Source organism: Constrictibacter sp. MBR-5, assembly GCF_040549485.1.
Lineage (GTDB): Bacteria > Pseudomonadota > Alphaproteobacteria > JAJUGE01 > JAJUGE01 > Constrictibacter.
The window spans coordinates 69,290-86,854 of sequence record NZ_JBEPTK010000001.1; the positions used below are offsets into that span (position 1 = coordinate 69,290).

The window sequence follows — 17,565 nt, forward strand, 5'->3', positions numbered from 1 at the left end:
TAGAAGCTGACGCGCGATACCGAAAGCCCGCTGGACGGAAAAAAGGCTGCATTGCGGCTCGAATGAGCCGTGCGGCCGGTACGTCGTCAGACGGGAGCGGGAAGTCTGGGCCGGCTGCGCCGCCTACCAGAGGGTGCGGCGGATCCCGTAGCGGCGCAGACGCGGCGAACGCGTGGCCCGCTCGATGTGCCGGGCCGTCGGGACCGAGCCGATCCCGAGCGCCAGAGTGAACGCGAGGCTGACGCCGGTCGGCGCGGCCCAGAAGCCGTGCAGGATCATCACCGCCGCGACGACGGCCATGATGCAGCCGGTCCAGATCAGGGGCAAACGGTATCCAGGCATGACAACCCTCCGCCGACAGACGGGCGGGTTTAAACCCGCACCGCGGCGCCGGTACAGTGACCCGGCGCACAGACTGGAAGGTTGGTCGCCCCGGAAGGCGAAATTGCGGCGGCGGCGGGGTTTTGTTCGGCCGCGCGCCGCGATCGCCATCAGTCCCGCTTTGGGAAGAAATCCGGACCGCCGAAATTGCCGCGGTTCCAGGTGGGCGTCACGAGCAGTTCGTTGATGCAGACATGCTTGGGCTGGCGCGCGAGAAACAGGATGATCTCGCCCATGTCCTCGGACTGGACCATCTTCGCACGCGCCTCCTCGGTGACCGGAACGGGCCGCTTCTCGAGGATCTCCGTCGCCACTTCGCCGGGCGACAGGGCGGTCGCGCGGATGCCGTTGTGGCACTCCTCGAAGTTGATCGTCTCGTTCATGGCGACCAGGCCGTGCTTGGCCGCCGTATAGGGCACGCCGGAGACGTAGCCGACGCGCTTTCCCGCCATCGAGGCCACGTTGATGATCAGCCCGTCCGTCTGCGCGCGCATGATCGGCAACGCCGCGTGGACGACGTAGAAGGCGCCGTTGAGGTCGACCTGGACGATCTTCTCCCAGCTCTCCAGGTCCATGTCGTTCCAGTGCCGCTTCGCCATGTTGAGGCCGGCGTTGTTCACCAGAATGTCGAGCCGTCCGAAGCGATCGGCGATCCGCTTCGCCACCGCGGCGACGGCCTGGGCGTCGGCCACGTCGAGCGCCTCGACGATCGCCTCCCCGCCCCTGTCGCGGATGGTGGCCGCCGTCTTCTCCAGCGCGTCGACCCGGCGCCCCGAAAGGACGACCTTGGCCCCCGCGCCCGCGAGCGCCTCCGCACCGGCGCGGCCGATGCCGGAACCGGCACCGGTGACCCACGCCACCATTCCATCGATCGTACGCATGTCGCTCCCCCTTCGGGCCGCTATGGGATTGTGGCAGCGACCGCCGCAGGGCCGCTCCGCTGCAGCCTACTCTATCCGCTCGTCGGGATAGACCCCCCATCCCTCCACCTTGCGCAGCCACCCTTCCCGCCCGGCGACCGACACGTGGCACCATTCCTGGTCGCAGGTCTGGACGTCGACGATGACGCCGGGCTCCAGCCGGGCGACGGGCGGCGCCCACGTCGCAGGCTCGGCGTGCATGGTGCGGATCTCCCCCTGGATCACGATCGTGCGCTGGGCACTCAGCAGCGCGCGGTGCATCCAGCCCTCGGTCCTGTCCGGCGCGCGCACACGGCGCCAATGCTCGAACTCGGCGACGACCTCGACGGGGAGCCCCCGCCGCCTGTACACCCATTCGATCGGGTACTGATCCCCCGGACCGGCGCGCATGCGCGCCTCGTCCGACTTCAGGGAGACGAAACGCGGCAGCGACTGGCTCGTTTCCGACTGCGCCGCAGCCTGCGGCGCCGCCGGTATCGTGCCGAGCAGAAGGGTACAAAGCAAAGCCGCCGCGGCGCGCCTGCGGCGGCAGCTGATGGGACGGCGTCCTGCCGGATCTGTCATGCGAACAACGATGCTCCCGTTCCGGTGCGGAACCCGCTCGCGTATTGTCCCGGCCGGGCCCCGGGGGTCAAGGTGTCCGACCGTCGCGCCCCGTCAACGCAGTCCAGAGAGCAGAGATACGCGCATGAGGAAGAAACCGCTCGTCGTCGTCACCCGCAAGCTTCCCGATGCGGTGGAGACGCGGATGATGGAGCTTTTCGATGCGCGGCTGAATGTCGACGACCGACCGATGCCGCGCGCCGCGCTGGCGGAGGCGATGAAGACCGCCGACGTGCTGGTTCCGACGGTGACCGACCGGATCGATGCGGAGCTGATCGGCGAGGCCGGTCCGCAGCTGCGGCTGCTGGCGAATTTCGGCGCCGGCGTCGACCATATCGACCTGAAGACGGCCAAGGCGCGCGGCCTGACGGTGACGAACACGCCGGGGGTGCTGACCGAGGATACGGCAGACATGACGATGGCCCTGATGCTGGCCGTCATGCGCCGCCTGATCGAGGGCGAGCGCGTCGCCCGCTCCGGCGACTGGCAGGGCTGGGCGCCGACCGCGATGCTCGGCCGGCGAATGCGCGGCAAACGCCTCGGGATCGTCGGCATGGGCCGCATCGGTCGCGCCCTGGCGCGCCGGGCCGGCGCTTTCGGCCTGACCGTGCACTATCACAACCGCCGCCGCGTGGCCCCGGAGGTCGAGGCCGACCTGGAAGCGACCTGGTGGGAGAGCCTCGACCAGATGCTGGCCCACATGGACATCGTCTCGGTCAACTGCCCGCGCACGCCCGCGACCTATCACCTGCTCTCGGCTCGGCGGCTGGCGCTGCTGCGCCCCCAGGCGGTGATCGTCAACACCTCGCGCGGCGAGGTGATCGACGAGACGGCGATGGCGCGGATGCTGGAGCAGGGCAAGCTCGCCGGCGCTGGCCTCGACGTGTTCGAGAACGAGCCCGCGATCAGCCCGAAGCTGCTGAAGCTGGAGAACGTCGTGCTGCTGCCGCACATGGGATCCGCCACCATCGAGAGCCGCATCGAGACCGGCGAGAAGGTCATCGTGAACATCAAGACCTTCGTCGACGGCCACAAGCCGCCCGACCGCGTGATCGAGGAACTGTTCTGATCGCACCATAGAGAGGAGACGCGCATGTCCGTGATCCTGGGAAGCGGCGAGCACCGCTATCGCGTCGTCGAGGACTGGGCGAAGCTCCCCGACGGCTGGTCCTTCCGCGACGTCGCCGCCGTCGCCACGGACAGTCGGGACAATGTCTACGTCTTCAATCGCGGCGAGCACCCGATGATGGTGTTCGACCGCGACGGCAACTTCCTGCGCTCCTGGGGTGAAGGCCTGTTCCGGCGCGCGCACGGCCTGCATATCGGTGCCGACGACCGCCTCTACTGCACCGACGACGGCGACCATACCGTCCGCGTGTGCGACGGCGACGGCAAGGTGCACCTGACCATCGGCGTTCCGGGAAAGCCCACGCCCTATATGAGCGGCGAGCCGTTCCACCGCTGCACCCATACCGCCCTGTCGCCGAACGGAGACATCTACGTCTCCGACGGCTACGGCAATTCCTGCGTCCATAAATACGCGCCGGACGGACGCCTGCTGAAGACATGGGGCGGCCCCGGCACCGACCCCGGCCAGTTCAACATCGTCCACAACATCTGCTGCGACGCGGACGGCTGGGTCTATGTCGCCGACCGCGAGAACCACCGCGTCCAGGTGTTCGGCGGCGACGGCGCCTATGAGACGCAGTGGAACAACCTGCACCGGCCGTGCGGCCTGTTCATGTGCGCCGGGCGGCATCAGCACTGCTATATCGGCGAACTCGGCCCCGGCATGCCGGTGAACCGCAACATGCCGAACCTCGGGCCGCGGATCAGCATCGTCACCCACGAGGGCAAGCTGGTCGCGCGGCTCGGCGGTGAGGAAGGGCCCGGACTGACGGCGGGCAAGTTCCAGGCGCCGCACGGCATCGCCGTCGACGGCCGCGGCGACATCTATGTGGGCGAGGTCGCCTACACCAACTGGCCGAGCACCTATCCCGACAAGCCGGTGCCGGCGCACGTCCGCACGCTGCAGAAGCTGGTGAAGGTCAGCTGACCTCGTGCCGCGCCTGCCCGGCGACGTGCCAGGGCGGGCCGGCGGCGAGCGCCCGGGCGTGCGCCGGGCAGTCCTCGCGGTGGGCACCCGGCAGGTAGCCCGTGCTCATCAGGAACTCGCCGACGATCTCGCCGCCCATGAAGCGGAAGGTGGCGCGGAACAGCTTCACCCATTCCGGCAACGTGCGCGGATGGTGCGCGTCTAGCCACGCAGCGAAGGACCCGTGCGTCTCGCGGATCGCCACCAGCCGGCGCGCATTCTCGATGACGGCGTCGACCTTCAGGCGGTTGCGGATGATTGCCGCGTCCTGGAGCAGCCGCTCGCGGTCGGCCTCGCCGAAGGCCGCGACGGCGTCGATGTCGAAGCCGACGAAGGCGGCGTTGAACGCGGCGCGCTTCTTCAGCACGGTCAGCCAGGAAAGGCCGGCCTGGTTGATTTCCAGCGCCAGCCGCTCGAACAGAACGTGGTCGTCGCGGACTGGAAAGCCGTATTCCGTGTCGTGGTACGGGCCGTGCCATTCGTGGCCGGGCGCGCTGTCGCAATAGCTCATGCTGCCCCTCGCTCTCCCGGTGTCAGGGCTGCCGGAAGCTGAACACGTCCGACACGATGAAGACGTCGATTCCCACCCAGAGCACGGCGGCGACCAGGGTGGTGATCAGGGCCTTGAGCCACATCCGCGGCGCCTGTGGCGCACCGGCCTGGTGACCGACTTCCTGTTCCTCCGGCGCGCGCACGCCCCATGGCAGCACCATGAAGAACACCAGCCACCAGACGATGACGTAGACGACGATGCCGGAGACGATGCCCACGGGATCAGGCCTGTTCGAGTTCGATCAGGGTGCCGTTGAAGTCCTTGGGGTGCAGGAACAGGACCGGCTTGTCATGCGCGCCGTTTGTCGGCTCTCCCGAGCCCAGTACCCGCGCGCCCGTCCCGACCAGGTGATCGCGGGCCGCCAGGATGTCGTCGACCTCATAGCAGAGGTGGTGGATGCCGCCGGACGGGGTGCGGGCGAGGAAGGCGGCGATCGGCGACCCCTCGCCGAGCGGCTCCAGCAGCTCGATCTTGGTGTTCGGCAGTTCGACGAAGACCACCGTGACGCCGTGCGACGGCAGTGCGATAGGGTCGGAGACGGTGGCACCGAGCGCGCCACGATACTGCTGCGTGGCCGCAGCGAGATCCGGGACGGCGATGGCGACGTGATTGAGTCTGCCGATCATGGCGCGGCGATGCCTCGATTGCGTTTCCGTGCAGCACGATTAGCCGAGGCGCGGGCCGGTGTCACCCCGCGCGCGAACGTGCGTTCAGGCCGGCCGTGGCAGGAGGTCGCGCATCGCGAGCAGCCGCCCGAGCCGCGCGAGGCACTCGGCATCCGGCTGCCCGTCCATTCGCGCCGGGCGGAAGCGCCGCTGGAAGGCGGTTAGCACGACCTGGGTGGCCGCATCCAGCTGTCCGGTGTGCGGGCAGTCGTAGCCGAAGGCCGCGAGCCCCGCCTGGATCGCATCGACCGGCGCCGGTGCCGCGGGGACCGCTTCCATGTCGGGCCAGAGGCCGACGCCGGCACGGGCGAGCGCCGGCCAGTCGAACAGCTCGCCGGGATCCTGCTTGCGATCCGGCGCGATGTCCGAGTGCGCGACGACCCGGTCGGCGGGAATGCCGTGGCGGGCGATGATCTGCAGAGAGAGCGCCTCGACCGTGCGCATCTGCTCGTCGGGAAATCGCCGGTAGCCCCACTCGTGCCCCGGATTGACGATTTCGATGCCGACGGAGACGTCGTTGAGGCCGCGGCGGCCCTGCCAGAAGGAAACGCCGGCGTGCCAGGCGCGCCGCTCCTCGGGCACCAGCCGGAAGACCGTGCCGTCCTCCTCGACCACATAATGCGCGCTCACCCGGGCAGCGGGATCGCGCAGTCGGTCGATCGCGTCCCGGCCCGAGCGCATGCCCGTGTAATGCAGGACCAGCATGTCGACGCCGGCGGGACGCGCGTCGTGGTTGGGCGACGGCAGATCGATTGCGGCGATGCTCATGGCGCCTGCGCCGTCAGAGTTTCGCGCTTTTCTTCCAGCACGAGCCAGCGCTCCTCGGCCGCCTCCTGCTCGCCGCGTGCGGCGGCGAGACGGTCCGTGGCCCGGCCGAACAGGGTCGGATCACGGCTGTAGAGTTCCGGGTTGGCCAGCGCCGCCTCGAGCTTGGCGATCTCGGCCTCGAGCTTGGCGATGCGCTCCGGCAGCAGGTCGAGTTCGCGCTGCTCGTTGTAGGTGAGACGCGGCGCGGGCGACGGCTTCGGCTTCTCGCGATCCGGCCTGGACTGGTCCTTGGACTGCGCGCCACCGCCGGACCCGCGCGGATCCGGATCGCGCTGGCGGCGATAGTCGCTGTAGCCGCCGGCATATTCGCGCACGCGCCCGTCGCCTTCGACCGCGATGACGCTGGTGACGAGACGGTCGAGGAAATCGCGGTCGTGGCTGACGACGAGGAGCGTCCCGCCATAGTCGCTGAGCACCTCCTCCAGGAGGTCGAGCGTGTCCATGTCGAGGTCGTTCGTCGGCTCGTCGAGCACGAGCAGGTCGCTCGGCTGCGCCAGGATGAGGGCGAGCAGCAGCCGGTTACGCTCGCCGCCGGAGAGTGTCGAGACGGGGCTGCGCATCTGATCCGGCTCGAACAGGAAGTCCTTGAGGTACCCGACGACATGGCGGGAGCCGCCCTGCACGGCGACGGTGTCGCCGCCGCCCGGACAGAGCGTGTCCCAGAGGGAGGCCGCCGGATCGAGCTGGCTGCGCTGCTGGTCGAAATAGGCGCGGGCCAGGGGGTCGGCGACCTTCACGCTGCCCGCGTCGGGCGCCAGTTCGCCGATCAGCATGCGCAGCAGCGTGCTCTTGCCGGCGCCGTTCGGCCCGAGGATGCCGATCCGGTCGCCGCGCAGAATCCGTGTGCTGAAATCCTGTACCAGAACGCGCGTGCCGCCCTCCTCGCGCGGATAGGCCTTGGCTATGGCCTTCGCCTCGATGACCGTGCGGCTGCGCACCTCGCCGTCGCGCAGCACGATGTTGGCACGCGTCGGCCGGCCGAGCAGCGAGGCACGCTCGGCGCGCATGTCGTGCAGCCGTGCCAGCCGGCCCTGGTTGCGCTTTCGCCGGGCGGTGACGCCGCGGTGCAGCCAGCGCGCTTCCTGGGCGAGCTTGGTGTCGAGCTTCGCCTGCTGCTTCTCCTCGTCGGCGAGGACCTCCTCCATCCACTCGTCGAAGCGGGCGAAGCTGCGGTCGGTTTCGCGCAGGCGGCCGCGCTCCAGCCAGCAGACGCGGCGGGTGACGTTGGTGAGGAAGGTGCGGTCGTGGCTGACGACCAGCAGCGCGCCGGAAAAACGCGCCAGTTCCTGCTCCAGCCATTCGATGGCCGGCAGGTCGAGATGGTTCGTCGGCTCGTCGAGCAGCAGCAGGTCCGGCTCGCCGGCGAAGGCGCGCGCCAGGGCGGCGCGGCGTACCTCGCCGCCGGACATGCTGCCCATGCGACGGGCGGGATCGACCTGCAGCCGGTCGAACCAAGCGGCAACCTCGTGCGGCGCCGGCGCGAAGCCGCCCTGCGGCCGGGCGGCGAAGGCTTCGACGGTCTCGTCCGGGTCGTAGGGCGGCTCCTGCTCCAGCCAGGCGACGCGGGTGCCAGGCTGGACGAAGAGCTCGCCCGAATCCGGCTCCAGGCGACCGGAGAGCATCTTCATGAGGGTCGACTTGCCGCTGCCGTTGCGGCCGACGAGGCAGACGCGGTCGCCACGGACGATGCCGACCGAGGCGTCGTCGAGGACGCGCTTGGTGCCGAAAGCGTGGCGCACGCCACGCAGCGAGACGATGGGCGGTTGGTTCATCGCCGAAAGGTCATGCGGGCGCGGCGTTCTTCAAGATCGCATCATAGGCGGCGTTGATGGCGGCCATCCGTACGGTGGCGGTGCGGGCGAATTCGGCGGGCAGCCCCTGGGCGACGAGCCGGTCGGGATGGTTCTCCCGCGCGAGCTGGCGGTAGCGGGAGCGAATCTCCTCGACCGAGGCGGAGCGTGCGACGCCCAGGATGGCGTAGGGGTCGCGCTCGTCGCTGCCGACATGGGCGGCGCTGATCCGGTCGAAGGCGGCCGCGTCGAGGCCGAAGATGCCCGCCACGTTGCGCAGGAAGACCAGCTCGGCGTCGCCGGGCCGGCCGTCGGCCGCCGCGATGTGGAACAGGCAGTTGAGCAGTTCCTGGAGGACCGCGGGGCGGTCCTTCAGAAGCCGCGCGAGCTGCCGGGCATAGGGCTCGTAGCCGTCGGCGTCGCGACGTGCCTGATCGAACAGGCGCGCGACGTTGCGCTCCTCTTCCGGCGGCACCTTGAACAGGCGCCGGAAGGTGGCGATCTCGGCCTCGGTGACCACGCCGTCGGCCTTGGCCATCTTGGCGCCCAGAACGATGACGCCGATGGTGAAGCCGATGCTCTGCGTGGCGTCGCCAGACCCCGGCTCCTCGCGGAACCGGTCGACGGCGTGTCCTGCCACGGCACCCACGAGCGCCCCGATTGGGCCGCCCATGACGAGCCCGGCGGCACCCCCGAGAAGCTTGCCCCAGATGCTCATGCGGGCAGCTTTAAGGCGCCGCGACCGCGACCGCAAGCATCAGGCGCGGTCGCGGATCGCGTGCGGCCGTCAGGCCCGGCCGGCGCCCATGAGGGCGGGCGCCGCGCGGTCGCGATTGTCGTTGGCCGGCGGTGCCGTGTCGGCCGGCATCGGCCGCAGGATCGGGGTCGGGACGTTGCTGTTCGCCGTCGTTCGGAGGTCGACACCACGCGCCGCGGCGTCGGCCGCGTGCCAGATCTCGCCGCGGTACAGACCGATATCCTTCAGCATCGAGTCGTCGAGCATGCCCAGCTCGCGGACGGCCGCATTGCGCTCGGCGCGCTGCGCCAGACGCGTGAGGGTCCGGCCGATCGCCGAGGGAATGCCGCCGATGAGCGAGCCCAGAACCCGCGCCCGCTCCGCCCGCGCCGCGCGCAGGTGAACGTCGAGCTGATCCTGTGTAATCGGGGTATGCATCTGCCGTCTCCAGTCCTTCAGTCCGTCGAAGGTTGCGGTGCAAAACAACCACCGCCCTTTTGCTGGCTGGAATAATGGGCACCGATATCGCGCTGCACAAATGCGGTATCGGCGTGGCAGGGTTGCCGCTACGGCAGGGCTGGAGCCGGGACCGCTTCACCCTTCCTTCACCCTCGCCGCCCGGCCCTGCGCATGGACCGCGGCCAGAGGGGGTTGTCGTTGGCCGCCGGAGCGAGCCTTTCCGGATCGTCCGTGGCCGCAGGCGGCGGGGCTGCGGGTGCCGCCTCGCGCTGCTCGCCGCCAGCGACCCGCCACAGATCGTTCCGGTACAGGCCCACGTCCTTGAGCGTTCGGTCGTCGAGCGCCTGCAGGGCCCGGTATGCAGCCCGCCGCCGGAACCATGCGCGGACGGCGCGAGCGCCCGCGGCCGCCGCGGCCGCCAACGCTCTGACGTTCCGCGCGACGGCCCTCGCCCGCTCGGCCCGCGCCCGAAGCATGATCCTGTCGATACCCTCGGCTTCTCTAAGGTCGGACATAGGATTCTCCTATTGCTGAGGGATCCTGCGGCATAGGCCTACCGCCGGTCCGCCCGCCTGCATTCCATATCCGCCGTATTGCGCACTGCGACAAACGACTTATCCTAACGGTTCGCTTTAGGATTTCTCATCCATGACCGCTGCGCGCCTGCCGCCCCTCAATGCCCTCCGCGCCTTCGAATCGGCGGCGCGGCACATGAGCGTCAGCCGCGCCGCCGCGGAACTTCATGTCACGCCCGCTGCCGTGAGCCACCAGATCCGTGCACTCGAGGAGCATCTCGGCGTGCCGCTGTTCCGCCGGCTGAACCGGGGACTGGTACTGACGGAGGACGGCGCCCTGCTCGCCCCAGGCCTCCGCGACGGGTTCGACAGGCTGACGGCAGCGATGCAGCGGCTCGACGAGCGACGCAGTGGCGGTACCCTCGTCGTGAGCGTCGCCCCGTCCTTCGCGGCCAAGTGGCTGGTGCCGCGGCTGGAACGGTTCACGCGCGCCCATCCCGACATCGACGTGCGCATTTCGGCGACGATGGAACTGGCGGACCTGCGGCGCGATGCCGTGGATGTCGCCATCCGCTTCGGCTGGGGCGACTATCCGGGCCTGGAAGTTCACAAGCTGACGGCGGAAACCACGACGCCGATGTGCAGCCCGGCGCTGCTGGCCGGCGCGCGTCCGCTGCGCGAGCCCGCCGACCTCCGCCACCACGTCCTCATCCACGACGATTCGATGGCCTTCGACCCGACCGCGCCGGACTGGCGCATGTGGCTGAAGGCAGCGGGGATCGAGGGCGTCGACGTGTCGCGCGGGCAGCACTACAGCTTCGGCGACCACGCCATACAGGCCGCCGTGAACGGCGCCGGCGTGCTGCTCGGACGGCAGTCCCTGGCCGGCGACGACCTCGCCGCCGGACGGCTGGTGATGCCGTTCGAACTGTGCCTGCCGGTGAAGCCGGCCTACTACCTGCTGCTGCCGCCCCCCGGCCAGCGGCCGGCGCGCGTCGCGGCGTTCCGGGACTGGCTACTGTCGGAGATCGCGGCGCGCCGCGACGCCTGAGGGATCGGCCGACGGATCAGCCGCCGAAAATCTCGGCGAAGGAGGCTTTGAGGGCGGCGTCGACCTCGGCCATCGAGACCGGGATGCCCAGCGCGGTCAGCGACGTCACCCCGTGCTCGGCGATGCCGCAGGGGACGATACCGCCGAAATGCGACAGGTCGGGATCGACGTTCAGCGCGATGCCGTGGAAGCTGACCCAGTGGCGGATGCGCACGCCGATCGCGCCGATCTTCTCCTCGCGCCCGCCGCCGCGGTCGACCCAGATCCCGACGCGGCCCTCCCGCCGCTCGCCGCGCACGTTGAAGCGGTCGAGGGTGCGGATCATCCATTCTTCCAGATCGTGGACATAGCCGCGCACGTCGGCACCGCGGGCGCGGAGGTCGAGCATGACGTAGCCGACCCGCTGACCTGGACCGTGATAGGTGTGCTTGCCGCCCCGGCCCGCCCGATAGACCGGGAAGCGACCCGGCGTCAGCAGTTCCTCATCGCTGGCACTGGTGCCGGCGGTGTAGAGCGGCGGATGCTCCACCAGCCAGACGAGTTCCGACGCCTCGCCGGCCCGAATCGCCGCGACGCGCGCCTCCATGCGCGCGACGGCCGCCTCGTAGGCGACCAGCTCGTCGGCCACCTCCCATTCCGGCAGGTGCCGACCCGCGGCCTCTGTGCTCGTCGATCCGTGCAGCATCAAAGTGTCGTCCCGGTCCATCACGGCAGTTCCGCTCGCTCACGAAGCACGTTAGCTTACCTCGCCCGCAGACAGGCAGCACGGCGCAGTGAAACGCTTCTCGTTCCTATCCCTCGCCCGCAACGCCCTGTCCGGCCACCGGGACTGGCCACGCTACTGGCGCAGTGCGCCGCCGAAGCCGTCCTATGACGTGGTGATCGTAGGCGGCGGCGGCCATGGGCTCGCGACCGCCTACTATCTGGCCAAGGAACACGGCATCACCAACGTCGCGGTGCTGGAGAAGGGCTGGATCGGCGGCGGCAATACCGGCCGCAACACGACGATCATCCGGTCGAACTATCTCTGGGACGAGAGCGCGCGACTCTACGAGCATTCGCTGAAGCTCTGGGAAGGCCTCTCGCAGGACCTGAACATCAACGTCATGCTGAGCCAGCGCGGCGTGCTGAACGTGGCGCACACGCTGCACGACGTGCGCGAAGGCATCCGGCGCTGCAACGCCAACCAGCTGAACGGCATCGACGCCGAGTGGCTGGAGCCCGATGCCGTGAAGGCCTTCTGCCCGCCGCTGAACGTCTCGCCGCGGCTGCGCTATCCGGTGCTGGGTGCGACGCTGCAGCGCCGCGGCGGCGTGGCCCGGCACGACGCCGTCGCCTGGGGCTATGCCCGCGCCGCCGACGCGCGCGGCGTCGACATCATCCAGAACTGCGAGGTCACGGGCATCCGCACCGAGGGCGGCCGGGTGGTCGGGCTCGACACGACGCGCGGGCCGATCGCCACCGGCAAGGTGGGCCTCGCCGTCGCCGGCCACAGCACCCTGCTGGCGGACATGGCCGGCTTCCGCCTGCCGATCCAGAGCCATCCGCTGCAGGCCTTCGTCTCCGAGCCGATCAAGCCGGTGCTCGACTGCGTCGTGATGTCGAGCGCCGTGCACGTCTATGTCAGCCAGTCCGACAAGGGCGAGCTGGTCATGGGCGCCGGCATCGATCCGTGGACGTCCTACGGCCAGCGCGGCAGCATGCACATCGTCGAGCAGCAGATGGCCGCCATCGTCGAGCTGTTTCCGATCTTCAGCCGCCTGAAGATGATGCGCAGCTGGGGCGGTATCGTCGACGTGGCGCCCGACGCCTCGCCGATCATCGGCCGCACGCCGGTCTCCGGCCTGTTCATCAACTGCGGCTGGGGTACGGGCGGGTTCAAGGCGACCCCCGGCTCGGGCTGGGTGTTCGCGCACACCATCGCCCGCGGCGAGCCGCATCCGCTGGCCGCACCGTTCGCCCTGGACCGCTTCACCACGGGCGCCCTCGTCGACGAGCACGGCGCCGCCGCCGTGGCGCACTGAGCCCCGCACCGAGGACCACCATGCTGCTGATCCCCTGTCCCTGGTGCGGGCCGCGCAACGAGACGGAATTCCGTCCGGGCGGCGAGGCCGGGATAAAGCGTCCGGAGCGCCCGGCCGACGTCTCCGATGCGGCGTGGGCGGACTATCTGTTCATGCGCACCAACCCGCGCGGGCGCCTGCGCGAGCGCTGGTTCCACGTCCACGGCTGCCGGCGCTGGTTCGACGTCGAGCGCGACACGGTCACGCACGCGGTGCACGGTTCCGCCCTGCCCGGCCAGCTCGTCCCGAACGGCACTCTCGCTCATCAGGCCGGCGGGGACGGTCGCGAATGACGGGATTCCGCCTGCCGGCCGGCGGCCGGCTCGACCGCGGCCGCCGCATCCGCTTCACCTTCGACAGCAAGCCCATGACGGGGCATCCGGGCGACACGCTGGCGTCCGCGCTGCTGGCGAACGGCGTCAGGGTCGTCGGGCGCTCGTTCAAGTATCACCGCCCGCGTGGCGTCTTCTCGGCCGGCGTCGAGGAGCCGAACGCCCTGGTGCAGCTCGGCCGCGGCGAGTATTCCGAGCCCAACGTGCGCGCCACCCAGGTGGAACTGTATGACGGGCTGGAGGCGCGCAGCCTCAACGCCTGGCCGAACCTGCGCTACGACCTGGGTGCGGCCACCGGGCTGTTCGCGCCGCTGCTCGGCGCCGGCTTCTACTACAAGACCTTCATGCCGTCGCAGCGCGCCTGGCAGCGCGTGTTCGAGCCGGCGATCCGCCGGATGGCGGGCCTCGGCCGGGCGCCGCAGGTGGCCGACGGCGAGATCTACGACCACACCCACCGCCATTGCGACGTGCTGGTGGTCGGCGGGGGACCGGCCGGCCTGATGGCGGCACGCGCCGCCGCCCGGTCCGGCGCGCGGGTCGTCCTGTGCGACGAGCAGAGCGAGTTCGGCGGGTCGCTGCTGTCCGGCAGTGTCCCGGTCGACGGGCGGCCCGGGGCGGAATGGGCGAAGGACGCCCTGACCGAACTGCACGCCCTGCCCGAGGTGACCGTCCTGCGCCGGGCCTCGGCCTTCGGCTATTACGACCACAACTATGTCTGCATCGCGCAGCGGCGCACGGACCATCTGCCGGTCGGCGGTCGCGGCCAGGGTCCGCGCCAGCGGCTCTGGCACGTCCGCGCCAGGCAGGTGATCCTCGCCACCGGCGCTCACGAGCGGCCCCTGGTGTTCCCGGGCAACGACCTGCCCGGCGTCATGCTGTCGGGCGCCGTCCGCACCTATCTCGGCCGCTACGGCGTGGCGCCGGGACGCCGGCTCGTCGTCGCCACCGGCAACGACGGCGCCTACCGGCTGGCGCTCGACTGGCTGGACGCCGGCCTGCCCGTGGCCGCCGTCCTCGACCTGCGCACCGGCGTCGACAGTGCCCTGCCGCGCGAGGTCTGGCGCCGTGGCGTGTCCGTGTTTCAGGGCCACGGACCGACGGCGGCGACCGGGCGCAACGGCCTCACCGGGATCGAGGCGGCGGCACTGGATCCCGCGAACGGCGGTCTCGCCGGCCGGCCGTTCCATATCGACTGCGACCTGCTGGCCGTCTCCGGTGGATGGAATCCGGCCGTTCACCTGTTCGCGCAGTCCCAGGGGCGCCTGCGCTGGGACGACCGGCGCGCCTGCTTCGTCCCGGGCTACGCCGCGCAGTCCGTCCGGTGCGTCGGGGCCGCGAACGGGACATTCGACCTCGCGGCCGCCCTCGCCGAGGGCCTGACGGCCGGCACCGACGCGGCACGCGATGCGGGTTTCGAAAGCCCCGCCCCGACCTACGCGCCGCATGTCGACACGGTCGAAGAGACGCCGGCACAGACGGCCTGGCTGCTGCCCGGCCACGGCAAGCGTTTCGTCGACCTGCAGAACGACGTCACCGCCGACGATATCGGCGCCGCGGCGCGCGAAGGCTTCGATTCGGTCGAACTGCTGAAACGCTACACGACGGCGGGCATGGGTACCGACCAGGGCAAGACGTCGAACGTCAACGCCCTCGCTCTGCTGTCCGTCGCCACCGGCCGCAGCATCCCCAAGACCGGGACGACGACGTTCCGCGCGCCCTACACGCCGGTGCCGTTCGGCCTGCTCGGCGGCCGCTCCGTCGGGCCGCTGTTCGAGGCGGTGCGGCGCACGCCGATCTACGACTGGCACGTGGGCCACGGGGCCGTCTTCGAGGATGTCGGGCAGTGGAAACGGGCGCGCTGGTATCCGCGCGGCGGCGAGACGATGCGCGAGGGCGTGGCGCGCGAATGCCTGGCCGTGCGCAACGCCGTCGGCATGCTCGACGCCAGCACGCTCGGCAAGATCGAGCTGGCCGGGCCGGACGTCGGCATCTTCCTCGACCGGATCTACACCAACCGCTTCTCCGACCTGGGGATCGGCCGCTGCCGCTACGGCCTGATGTGCCGCGAGGACGGCATGGTGTTCGACGACGGCGTGACGACACGCCTCGACGAGAACCGGTGGCTGATGACCACGACCACCGGCAACGCCGCATCCGTGCTGGATTGGCTGGAGGAGTGGCGGCAGACGGAGTGGCCGGACCTGCGCGTCTTCTGCACCTCCGTCACCGAACAGTGGGCGACGGTGACGCTGGCCGGCCCCAACGCCCGCGACGTGCTGCAGCGGCTCGCGCCGGAGATGGCGCTGTCGGCCGCCGACTTTTCGTTCATGACGATGCGCGAGGGCACCGTCGCCGGCATGGCCGCCCGCGTCTTCCGGGTGAGCTTCACGGGCGAGCTCAGCTACGAGATCAACGTCGCCTGGCACCACGGCCTCGCCCTGTGGGAGGCGGCCATCGAGGCCGGCCGGCCGCACGGCCTCGTTCCGTACGGGACCGAGGCGATGCACGTCCTGCGCGCCGAGAAGGGCTACATCGTCGTGGGGCACGAGACCGACGGCTCGGTCACGCCGATCGATCTCGGCATGGACTGGATCGTGTCGAAGCGGAAGGACTTCGTCGGCCGGCGCTCCCTCTCCCGCCCGGACACGGCGCGCGGCGACCGCAAGCAGCTCGTCGGACTGCGGCCGATCGACCCCGGCGCGGTCCCGACCGAGGGCGCGCAGATCATCGACAAGCCGGAACTGCCGCCGCCGGCACCGATGCTGGGCCACGTGACGTCGAGCTACTGGAGCCCGAGCCTGGGCGGCGGCTTTGCGCTGGCGCTGATGCGCAACGGCCGCGCGCGGATGGGCGAGACGGTCATCGCCTGGGATCGCGGCACGGCGACCGAGGCGCGCATCGTGGAACCGGTCTTCTACGACCCGGAAGGGAGCCGCCGCGATGGCTGAGACCGCCGACATCCAGATTCGCCGCAGCCCGCTGCAGCATCGGGCGGAAGCCCTCGCCGCAGCATCGGACACTGCGGCGTCGATCCTAGAGATCCCCTTCCAGGCGCAGACTGTCGTTCGGGGCGATCTGTCCGACTCGGCCTTTCGCGCGCGGAGCACTGCCGCCCTCGGCTACGAACTGCCGTCGGCGCCTAACGGCACCGCTTCCGATGACCGCACCACCGCGCTGTGGCTAGGGCCCGACGAATGGCTGGTGACCGGTCCCGACGGAAGCGGAGCCGACACTCGCGCGCGGCTTCGGGAAAGCCTGGCCGGGCTGCATGCGGCCGTGGTCGACGTGGGCGGCTCAAGGACACTGTTGGAACTGCGCGGGCCGGGCGCACGCGCGGCACTGGAGAGCGTCTGCGTCATCGACCTGCATCCGCGCACCTTCCCCCCTGGGCGATGCGCGCAGACGATGATCGGTCCGGCACAGATCATCCTGCTGATGCGGAACGACGCGCCGACATGGTGGCTGTTCGTGCGCAGCTCCTACGCCGACTGGCTGGCCGCGTGGCTGACCGACGCGCTCAAGAATTCGCGCTGACGAAAAATACGCGCCCAAAGTCGGGACAGCGACAGATTCACGGCCGGCCGGGAACCGATCTCTCACGCGCGGGTTTAGCTCCCGTTCTTAACAGGGGGCGTGTCCCATGAAGTCGAGTGCTCTGAGCGTCAAGGTTCTGATCGGTTTCGCAATGCTGGCGCTGGCCGCCTGCAACACCATGGAAGGCGCCGGGGAAGACATCCAGTCCGGTGGCAAGGCGCTGGAGAATTCCGCGGAACGGAACAAGTAGCACGCCGCCAGCACCGGCGCCTGAACAGGCAAATCGGGGAGAGAGCGGCCAGCCCGCCTCTCCCCGATTTGCGTTCGGGGTCAGACCTCGACCAGCACGCCGTCCTCAAGGCGGACGCAGCGGTCCATCTGCGCCGCCATCTCTGGATTGTGCGTGGCGACCAGCGCGGCGACGCCGGTCCTGTGCACCAGCCGCACCAGCTGCGACATGACCCGCAGGGCCGTCGCGTGATCCAGGTTCCCCGTCGGCTCGTCCGCCAGCAGGACCTTGGGCGCGTTCGCCATCGCACGCGCGATCGCCACTCGCTGCTGTTCGCCGCCGGAAAGCTGCGCCGGCTGGTGCGCCTCCCGGTCCGACAGGCCCATCATGTCCAGCAGCTCCAGCGCCCGCATCCGCGCCTCCGCCGGTCGCAGCCCGGCGATGAGCTGCGGCAGGACGATGTTCTCGGTCGCCGTGAACTCCGGCAGAAGATGATGGAACTGGAAGATGAAGCCGATGTAGTTGCGCCGCATGGCGCTCAACGTGTCGTCGCCGAGCCCGATGCAACTCTCGCCGGCCAGCAGGACGTCGCCGGAATCGGGGATGTCGAGCAGCCCCGCGATCTGGAGCAGCGTCGTCTTGCCGGCCCCCGAGGGGCCGACCAGCGCGACGATCTGCCCGGGCATCAGCTGCAGGTCGAGGTTGCGGAGGATATGCAGCGCCTGCCCGCCCTGGGCGTAACTGCGCGACACGCCGCGCAGCTCAAGGTTCGGCACCGACGGAAAGGGAGCGCTGTCTCTGTCCGGCACGG

21 protein-coding genes are annotated in these 17,565 nt (G+C 70.2%); 8 read left to right on the forward strand and 13 right to left on the reverse strand.

Annotated elements, in window-relative coordinates; genetic code table 11:
* Positions 1–123: 123 nt before the first annotated feature.
* The 3 genes from ABIE65_RS00335 to ABIE65_RS00345 all read right to left on the reverse strand — a co-directional run bounded on the left by ABIE65_RS00335 (position 124) and on the right by ABIE65_RS00345 (position 1,805).
* Entirely contained in the window at positions 124–342 is a 219-nt protein-coding gene (locus ABIE65_RS00335) for a hypothetical protein (protein ID WP_354074816.1), read from the reverse strand.
* Between the two features lie 149 nt (positions 343–491).
* Positions 492–1,262, reverse strand: coding sequence for an SDR family oxidoreductase (locus ABIE65_RS00340; RefSeq protein ID WP_354074817.1), 771 nt, complete (start codon positions 1,260–1,262; stop codon positions 492–494).
* A gap of 66 nt (positions 1,263–1,328) precedes the next feature.
* On the reverse strand, positions 1,329–1,805 hold the full coding sequence (locus ABIE65_RS00345) for an SH3 domain-containing protein (RefSeq protein WP_354074818.1): 477 nt from the start codon (positions 1,803–1,805) through the stop codon (positions 1,329–1,331).
* Positions 1,806–1,989: 184 nt separating this feature from the next.
* Here ABIE65_RS00345 and ABIE65_RS00350 point away from each other — a divergent pair, with 184 nt between their 5' ends.
* Both ABIE65_RS00350 and ABIE65_RS00355 read left to right on the forward strand, forming a co-directional pair.
* Positions 1,990–2,973, forward strand: coding sequence for a 2-hydroxyacid dehydrogenase (locus ABIE65_RS00350; RefSeq protein ID WP_354074819.1), 984 nt, complete (start codon positions 1,990–1,992; stop codon positions 2,971–2,973).
* 24 nt (positions 2,974–2,997) lie between these two features.
* Positions 2,998–3,960 (forward strand): peptidyl-alpha-hydroxyglycine alpha-amidating lyase family protein, encoded by a 963-nt coding sequence (locus ABIE65_RS00355; RefSeq protein WP_354074820.1) that lies wholly within the window; start codon positions 2,998–3,000, stop codon positions 3,958–3,960.
* Here ABIE65_RS00355 and ABIE65_RS00360 read toward each other — a convergent pair.
* From ABIE65_RS00360 to ABIE65_RS00395, 8 genes are all read right to left on the reverse strand, one after another.
* Positions 3,953–4,510: a DNA-3-methyladenine glycosylase I gene (locus ABIE65_RS00360; protein ID WP_354074821.1), complete on the reverse strand. Its 558-nt coding sequence runs from the start codon at positions 4,508–4,510 to the stop codon at positions 3,953–3,955. The genes ABIE65_RS00355 and ABIE65_RS00360 overlap by 8 nt on opposite strands.
* Before the next feature lie 22 nt (positions 4,511–4,532).
* Positions 4,533–4,769 (reverse strand): DUF1467 family protein, encoded by a 237-nt coding sequence (locus ABIE65_RS00365; protein WP_354074822.1) that lies wholly within the window; start codon positions 4,767–4,769, stop codon positions 4,533–4,535.
* A 4-nt stretch (positions 4,770–4,773) separates the two neighbouring features.
* A complete protein-coding gene (gene mce, locus ABIE65_RS00370) occupies positions 4,774–5,178 on the reverse strand; it encodes a methylmalonyl-CoA epimerase (protein ID WP_354074823.1) in 405 nt (134 codons plus the stop codon).
* Positions 5,179–5,262: 84 nt separating this feature from the next.
* Complete coding sequence (locus ABIE65_RS00375) at positions 5,263–5,985, reverse strand: N-acetylmuramoyl-L-alanine amidase (protein ID WP_354074824.1); 723 nt, start codon at positions 5,983–5,985, stop codon at positions 5,263–5,265.
* Positions 5,982–7,817, reverse strand: a complete 1,836-nt coding sequence (locus tag ABIE65_RS00380) for an ABC-F family ATP-binding cassette domain-containing protein (protein WP_354074825.1) — start codon at positions 7,815–7,817, stop codon at positions 5,982–5,984. Before ABIE65_RS00380 ends, ABIE65_RS00375 begins: the two co-directional genes overlap by 4 nt.
* A gap of 10 nt (positions 7,818–7,827) precedes the next feature.
* Positions 7,828–8,553 carry a TerB family tellurite resistance protein gene (locus ABIE65_RS00385; protein ID WP_354074826.1) on the reverse strand — a complete coding sequence of 242 codons (726 nt, stop codon included), beginning with the start codon at positions 8,551–8,553 and terminating at the stop codon, positions 7,828–7,830.
* Positions 8,554–8,622: 69 nt separating this feature from the next.
* On the reverse strand, positions 8,623–9,009 hold the full coding sequence (locus tag ABIE65_RS00390) for a DUF1127 domain-containing protein (protein ID WP_354074827.1): 387 nt from the start codon (positions 9,007–9,009) through the stop codon (positions 8,623–8,625).
* 167 nt (positions 9,010–9,176) lie between these two features.
* Positions 9,177–9,545, reverse strand: a complete 369-nt coding sequence (locus ABIE65_RS00395) for a YjiS-like domain-containing protein (protein WP_354074828.1) — start codon at positions 9,543–9,545, stop codon at positions 9,177–9,179.
* A 133-nt stretch (positions 9,546–9,678) separates the two neighbouring features.
* Here ABIE65_RS00395 and ABIE65_RS00400 point away from each other — a divergent pair, with 133 nt between their 5' ends.
* Positions 9,679–10,596, forward strand: coding sequence for a transcriptional regulator GcvA (locus ABIE65_RS00400; RefSeq protein ID WP_354074829.1), 918 nt, complete (start codon positions 9,679–9,681; stop codon positions 10,594–10,596).
* A 16-nt stretch (positions 10,597–10,612) separates the two neighbouring features.
* Here the strand turns inward: ABIE65_RS00400 and lipB are convergent, their stop codons facing one another.
* On the reverse strand, positions 10,613–11,281 hold the full coding sequence (gene lipB, locus ABIE65_RS00405) for a lipoyl(octanoyl) transferase LipB (protein ID WP_354075678.1): 669 nt from the start codon (positions 11,279–11,281) through the stop codon (positions 10,613–10,615).
* Positions 11,282–11,369: 88 nt separating this feature from the next.
* Between lipB and ABIE65_RS00410 the strand changes: the two genes are divergently transcribed.
* From ABIE65_RS00410 to ABIE65_RS00430, 5 genes are all read left to right on the forward strand, one after another.
* The gene (locus tag ABIE65_RS00410; protein ID WP_354074830.1) at positions 11,370–12,620 is read left to right on the forward strand and encodes a sarcosine oxidase subunit beta family protein; all 1,251 of its coding nucleotides are present in this window, start codon (positions 11,370–11,372) and stop codon (positions 12,618–12,620) included.
* Positions 12,621–12,640: 20 nt separating this feature from the next.
* On the forward strand, positions 12,641–12,952 hold the full coding sequence (locus ABIE65_RS00415; RefSeq protein ID WP_354074831.1) for a sarcosine oxidase subunit delta: 312 nt from the start codon (positions 12,641–12,643) through the stop codon (positions 12,950–12,952).
* On the forward strand, positions 12,949–15,939 hold the full coding sequence (locus tag ABIE65_RS00420; protein ID WP_354074832.1) for a sarcosine oxidase subunit alpha family protein: 2,991 nt from the start codon (positions 12,949–12,951) through the stop codon (positions 15,937–15,939). The genes ABIE65_RS00415 and ABIE65_RS00420 overlap by 4 nt, the downstream gene beginning before the upstream one ends.
* Complete coding sequence (locus tag ABIE65_RS00425) at positions 15,932–16,525, forward strand: sarcosine oxidase subunit gamma (RefSeq protein WP_354074833.1); 594 nt, start codon at positions 15,932–15,934, stop codon at positions 16,523–16,525. The genes ABIE65_RS00420 and ABIE65_RS00425 overlap by 8 nt, the downstream gene beginning before the upstream one ends.
* A 106-nt stretch (positions 16,526–16,631) precedes the next feature.
* On the forward strand, positions 16,632–16,775 hold the full coding sequence (locus ABIE65_RS00430; protein ID WP_354074834.1) for an entericidin A/B family lipoprotein: 144 nt from the start codon (positions 16,632–16,634) through the stop codon (positions 16,773–16,775).
* An 80-nt stretch (positions 16,776–16,855) separates the two neighbouring features.
* On the opposite strand, the gene ABIE65_RS00435 is transcribed toward ABIE65_RS00430, so the two are convergent.
* Complete coding sequence (locus ABIE65_RS00435; protein ID WP_354074835.1) at positions 16,856–17,563, reverse strand: ABC transporter ATP-binding protein; 708 nt, start codon at positions 17,561–17,563, stop codon at positions 16,856–16,858.
* Between the last annotated feature and the right edge of the window lie 2 nt (positions 17,564–17,565).

What these genes read in the sequence shown, in the direction of transcription:
- ABIE65_RS00335 (WP_354074816.1), bottom strand. Translation starts at nt 342, where the DNA reads ATGCCTGGATACCGTTTGCCCCTGATCTGGACCGGCTGCATCATGGCC.
- ABIE65_RS00340 (WP_354074817.1), bottom strand. Translation starts at nt 1,262, where the DNA reads ATGCGTACGATCGATGGAATGGTGGCGTGGGTCACCGGTGCCGGTTCC.
- ABIE65_RS00350 (WP_354074819.1), top strand. Translation starts at nt 1,990, where the DNA reads ATGAGGAAGAAACCGCTCGTCGTCGTCACCCGCAAGCTTCCCGATGCG.
- ABIE65_RS00355 (WP_354074820.1), top strand. Translation starts at nt 2,998, where the DNA reads ATGTCCGTGATCCTGGGAAGCGGCGAGCACCGCTATCGCGTCGTCGAG.
- ABIE65_RS00360 (WP_354074821.1), bottom strand. Translation starts at nt 4,510, where the DNA reads ATGAGCTATTGCGACAGCGCGCCCGGCCACGAATGGCACGGCCCGTAC.
- mce (WP_354074823.1), bottom strand. Translation starts at nt 5,178, where the DNA reads ATGATCGGCAGACTCAATCACGTCGCCATCGCCGTCCCGGATCTCGCT.
- ABIE65_RS00375 (WP_354074824.1), bottom strand. Translation starts at nt 5,985, where the DNA reads ATGAGCATCGCCGCAATCGATCTGCCGTCGCCCAACCACGACGCGCGT.
- ABIE65_RS00380 (WP_354074825.1), bottom strand. Translation starts at nt 7,817, where the DNA reads ATGAACCAACCGCCCATCGTCTCGCTGCGTGGCGTGCGCCACGCTTTC.
- ABIE65_RS00385 (WP_354074826.1), bottom strand. Translation starts at nt 8,553, where the DNA reads ATGAGCATCTGGGGCAAGCTTCTCGGGGGTGCCGCCGGGCTCGTCATG.
- ABIE65_RS00390 (WP_354074827.1), bottom strand. Translation starts at nt 9,009, where the DNA reads ATGCATACCCCGATTACACAGGATCAGCTCGACGTTCACCTGCGCGCG.
- ABIE65_RS00395 (WP_354074828.1), bottom strand. Translation starts at nt 9,545, where the DNA reads ATGTCCGACCTTAGAGAAGCCGAGGGTATCGACAGGATCATGCTTCGG.
- ABIE65_RS00400 (WP_354074829.1), top strand. Translation starts at nt 9,679, where the DNA reads ATGACCGCTGCGCGCCTGCCGCCCCTCAATGCCCTCCGCGCCTTCGAA.
- lipB (WP_354075678.1), bottom strand. Translation starts at nt 11,281, where the DNA reads ATGCTGCACGGATCGACGAGCACAGAGGCCGCGGGTCGGCACCTGCCG.
- ABIE65_RS00415 (WP_354074831.1), top strand. Translation starts at nt 12,641, where the DNA reads ATGCTGCTGATCCCCTGTCCCTGGTGCGGGCCGCGCAACGAGACGGAA.
- ABIE65_RS00420 (WP_354074832.1), top strand. Translation starts at nt 12,949, where the DNA reads ATGACGGGATTCCGCCTGCCGGCCGGCGGCCGGCTCGACCGCGGCCGC.
- ABIE65_RS00425 (WP_354074833.1), top strand. Translation starts at nt 15,932, where the DNA reads ATGGCTGAGACCGCCGACATCCAGATTCGCCGCAGCCCGCTGCAGCAT.
- ABIE65_RS00430 (WP_354074834.1), top strand. Translation starts at nt 16,632, where the DNA reads ATGAAGTCGAGTGCTCTGAGCGTCAAGGTTCTGATCGGTTTCGCAATG.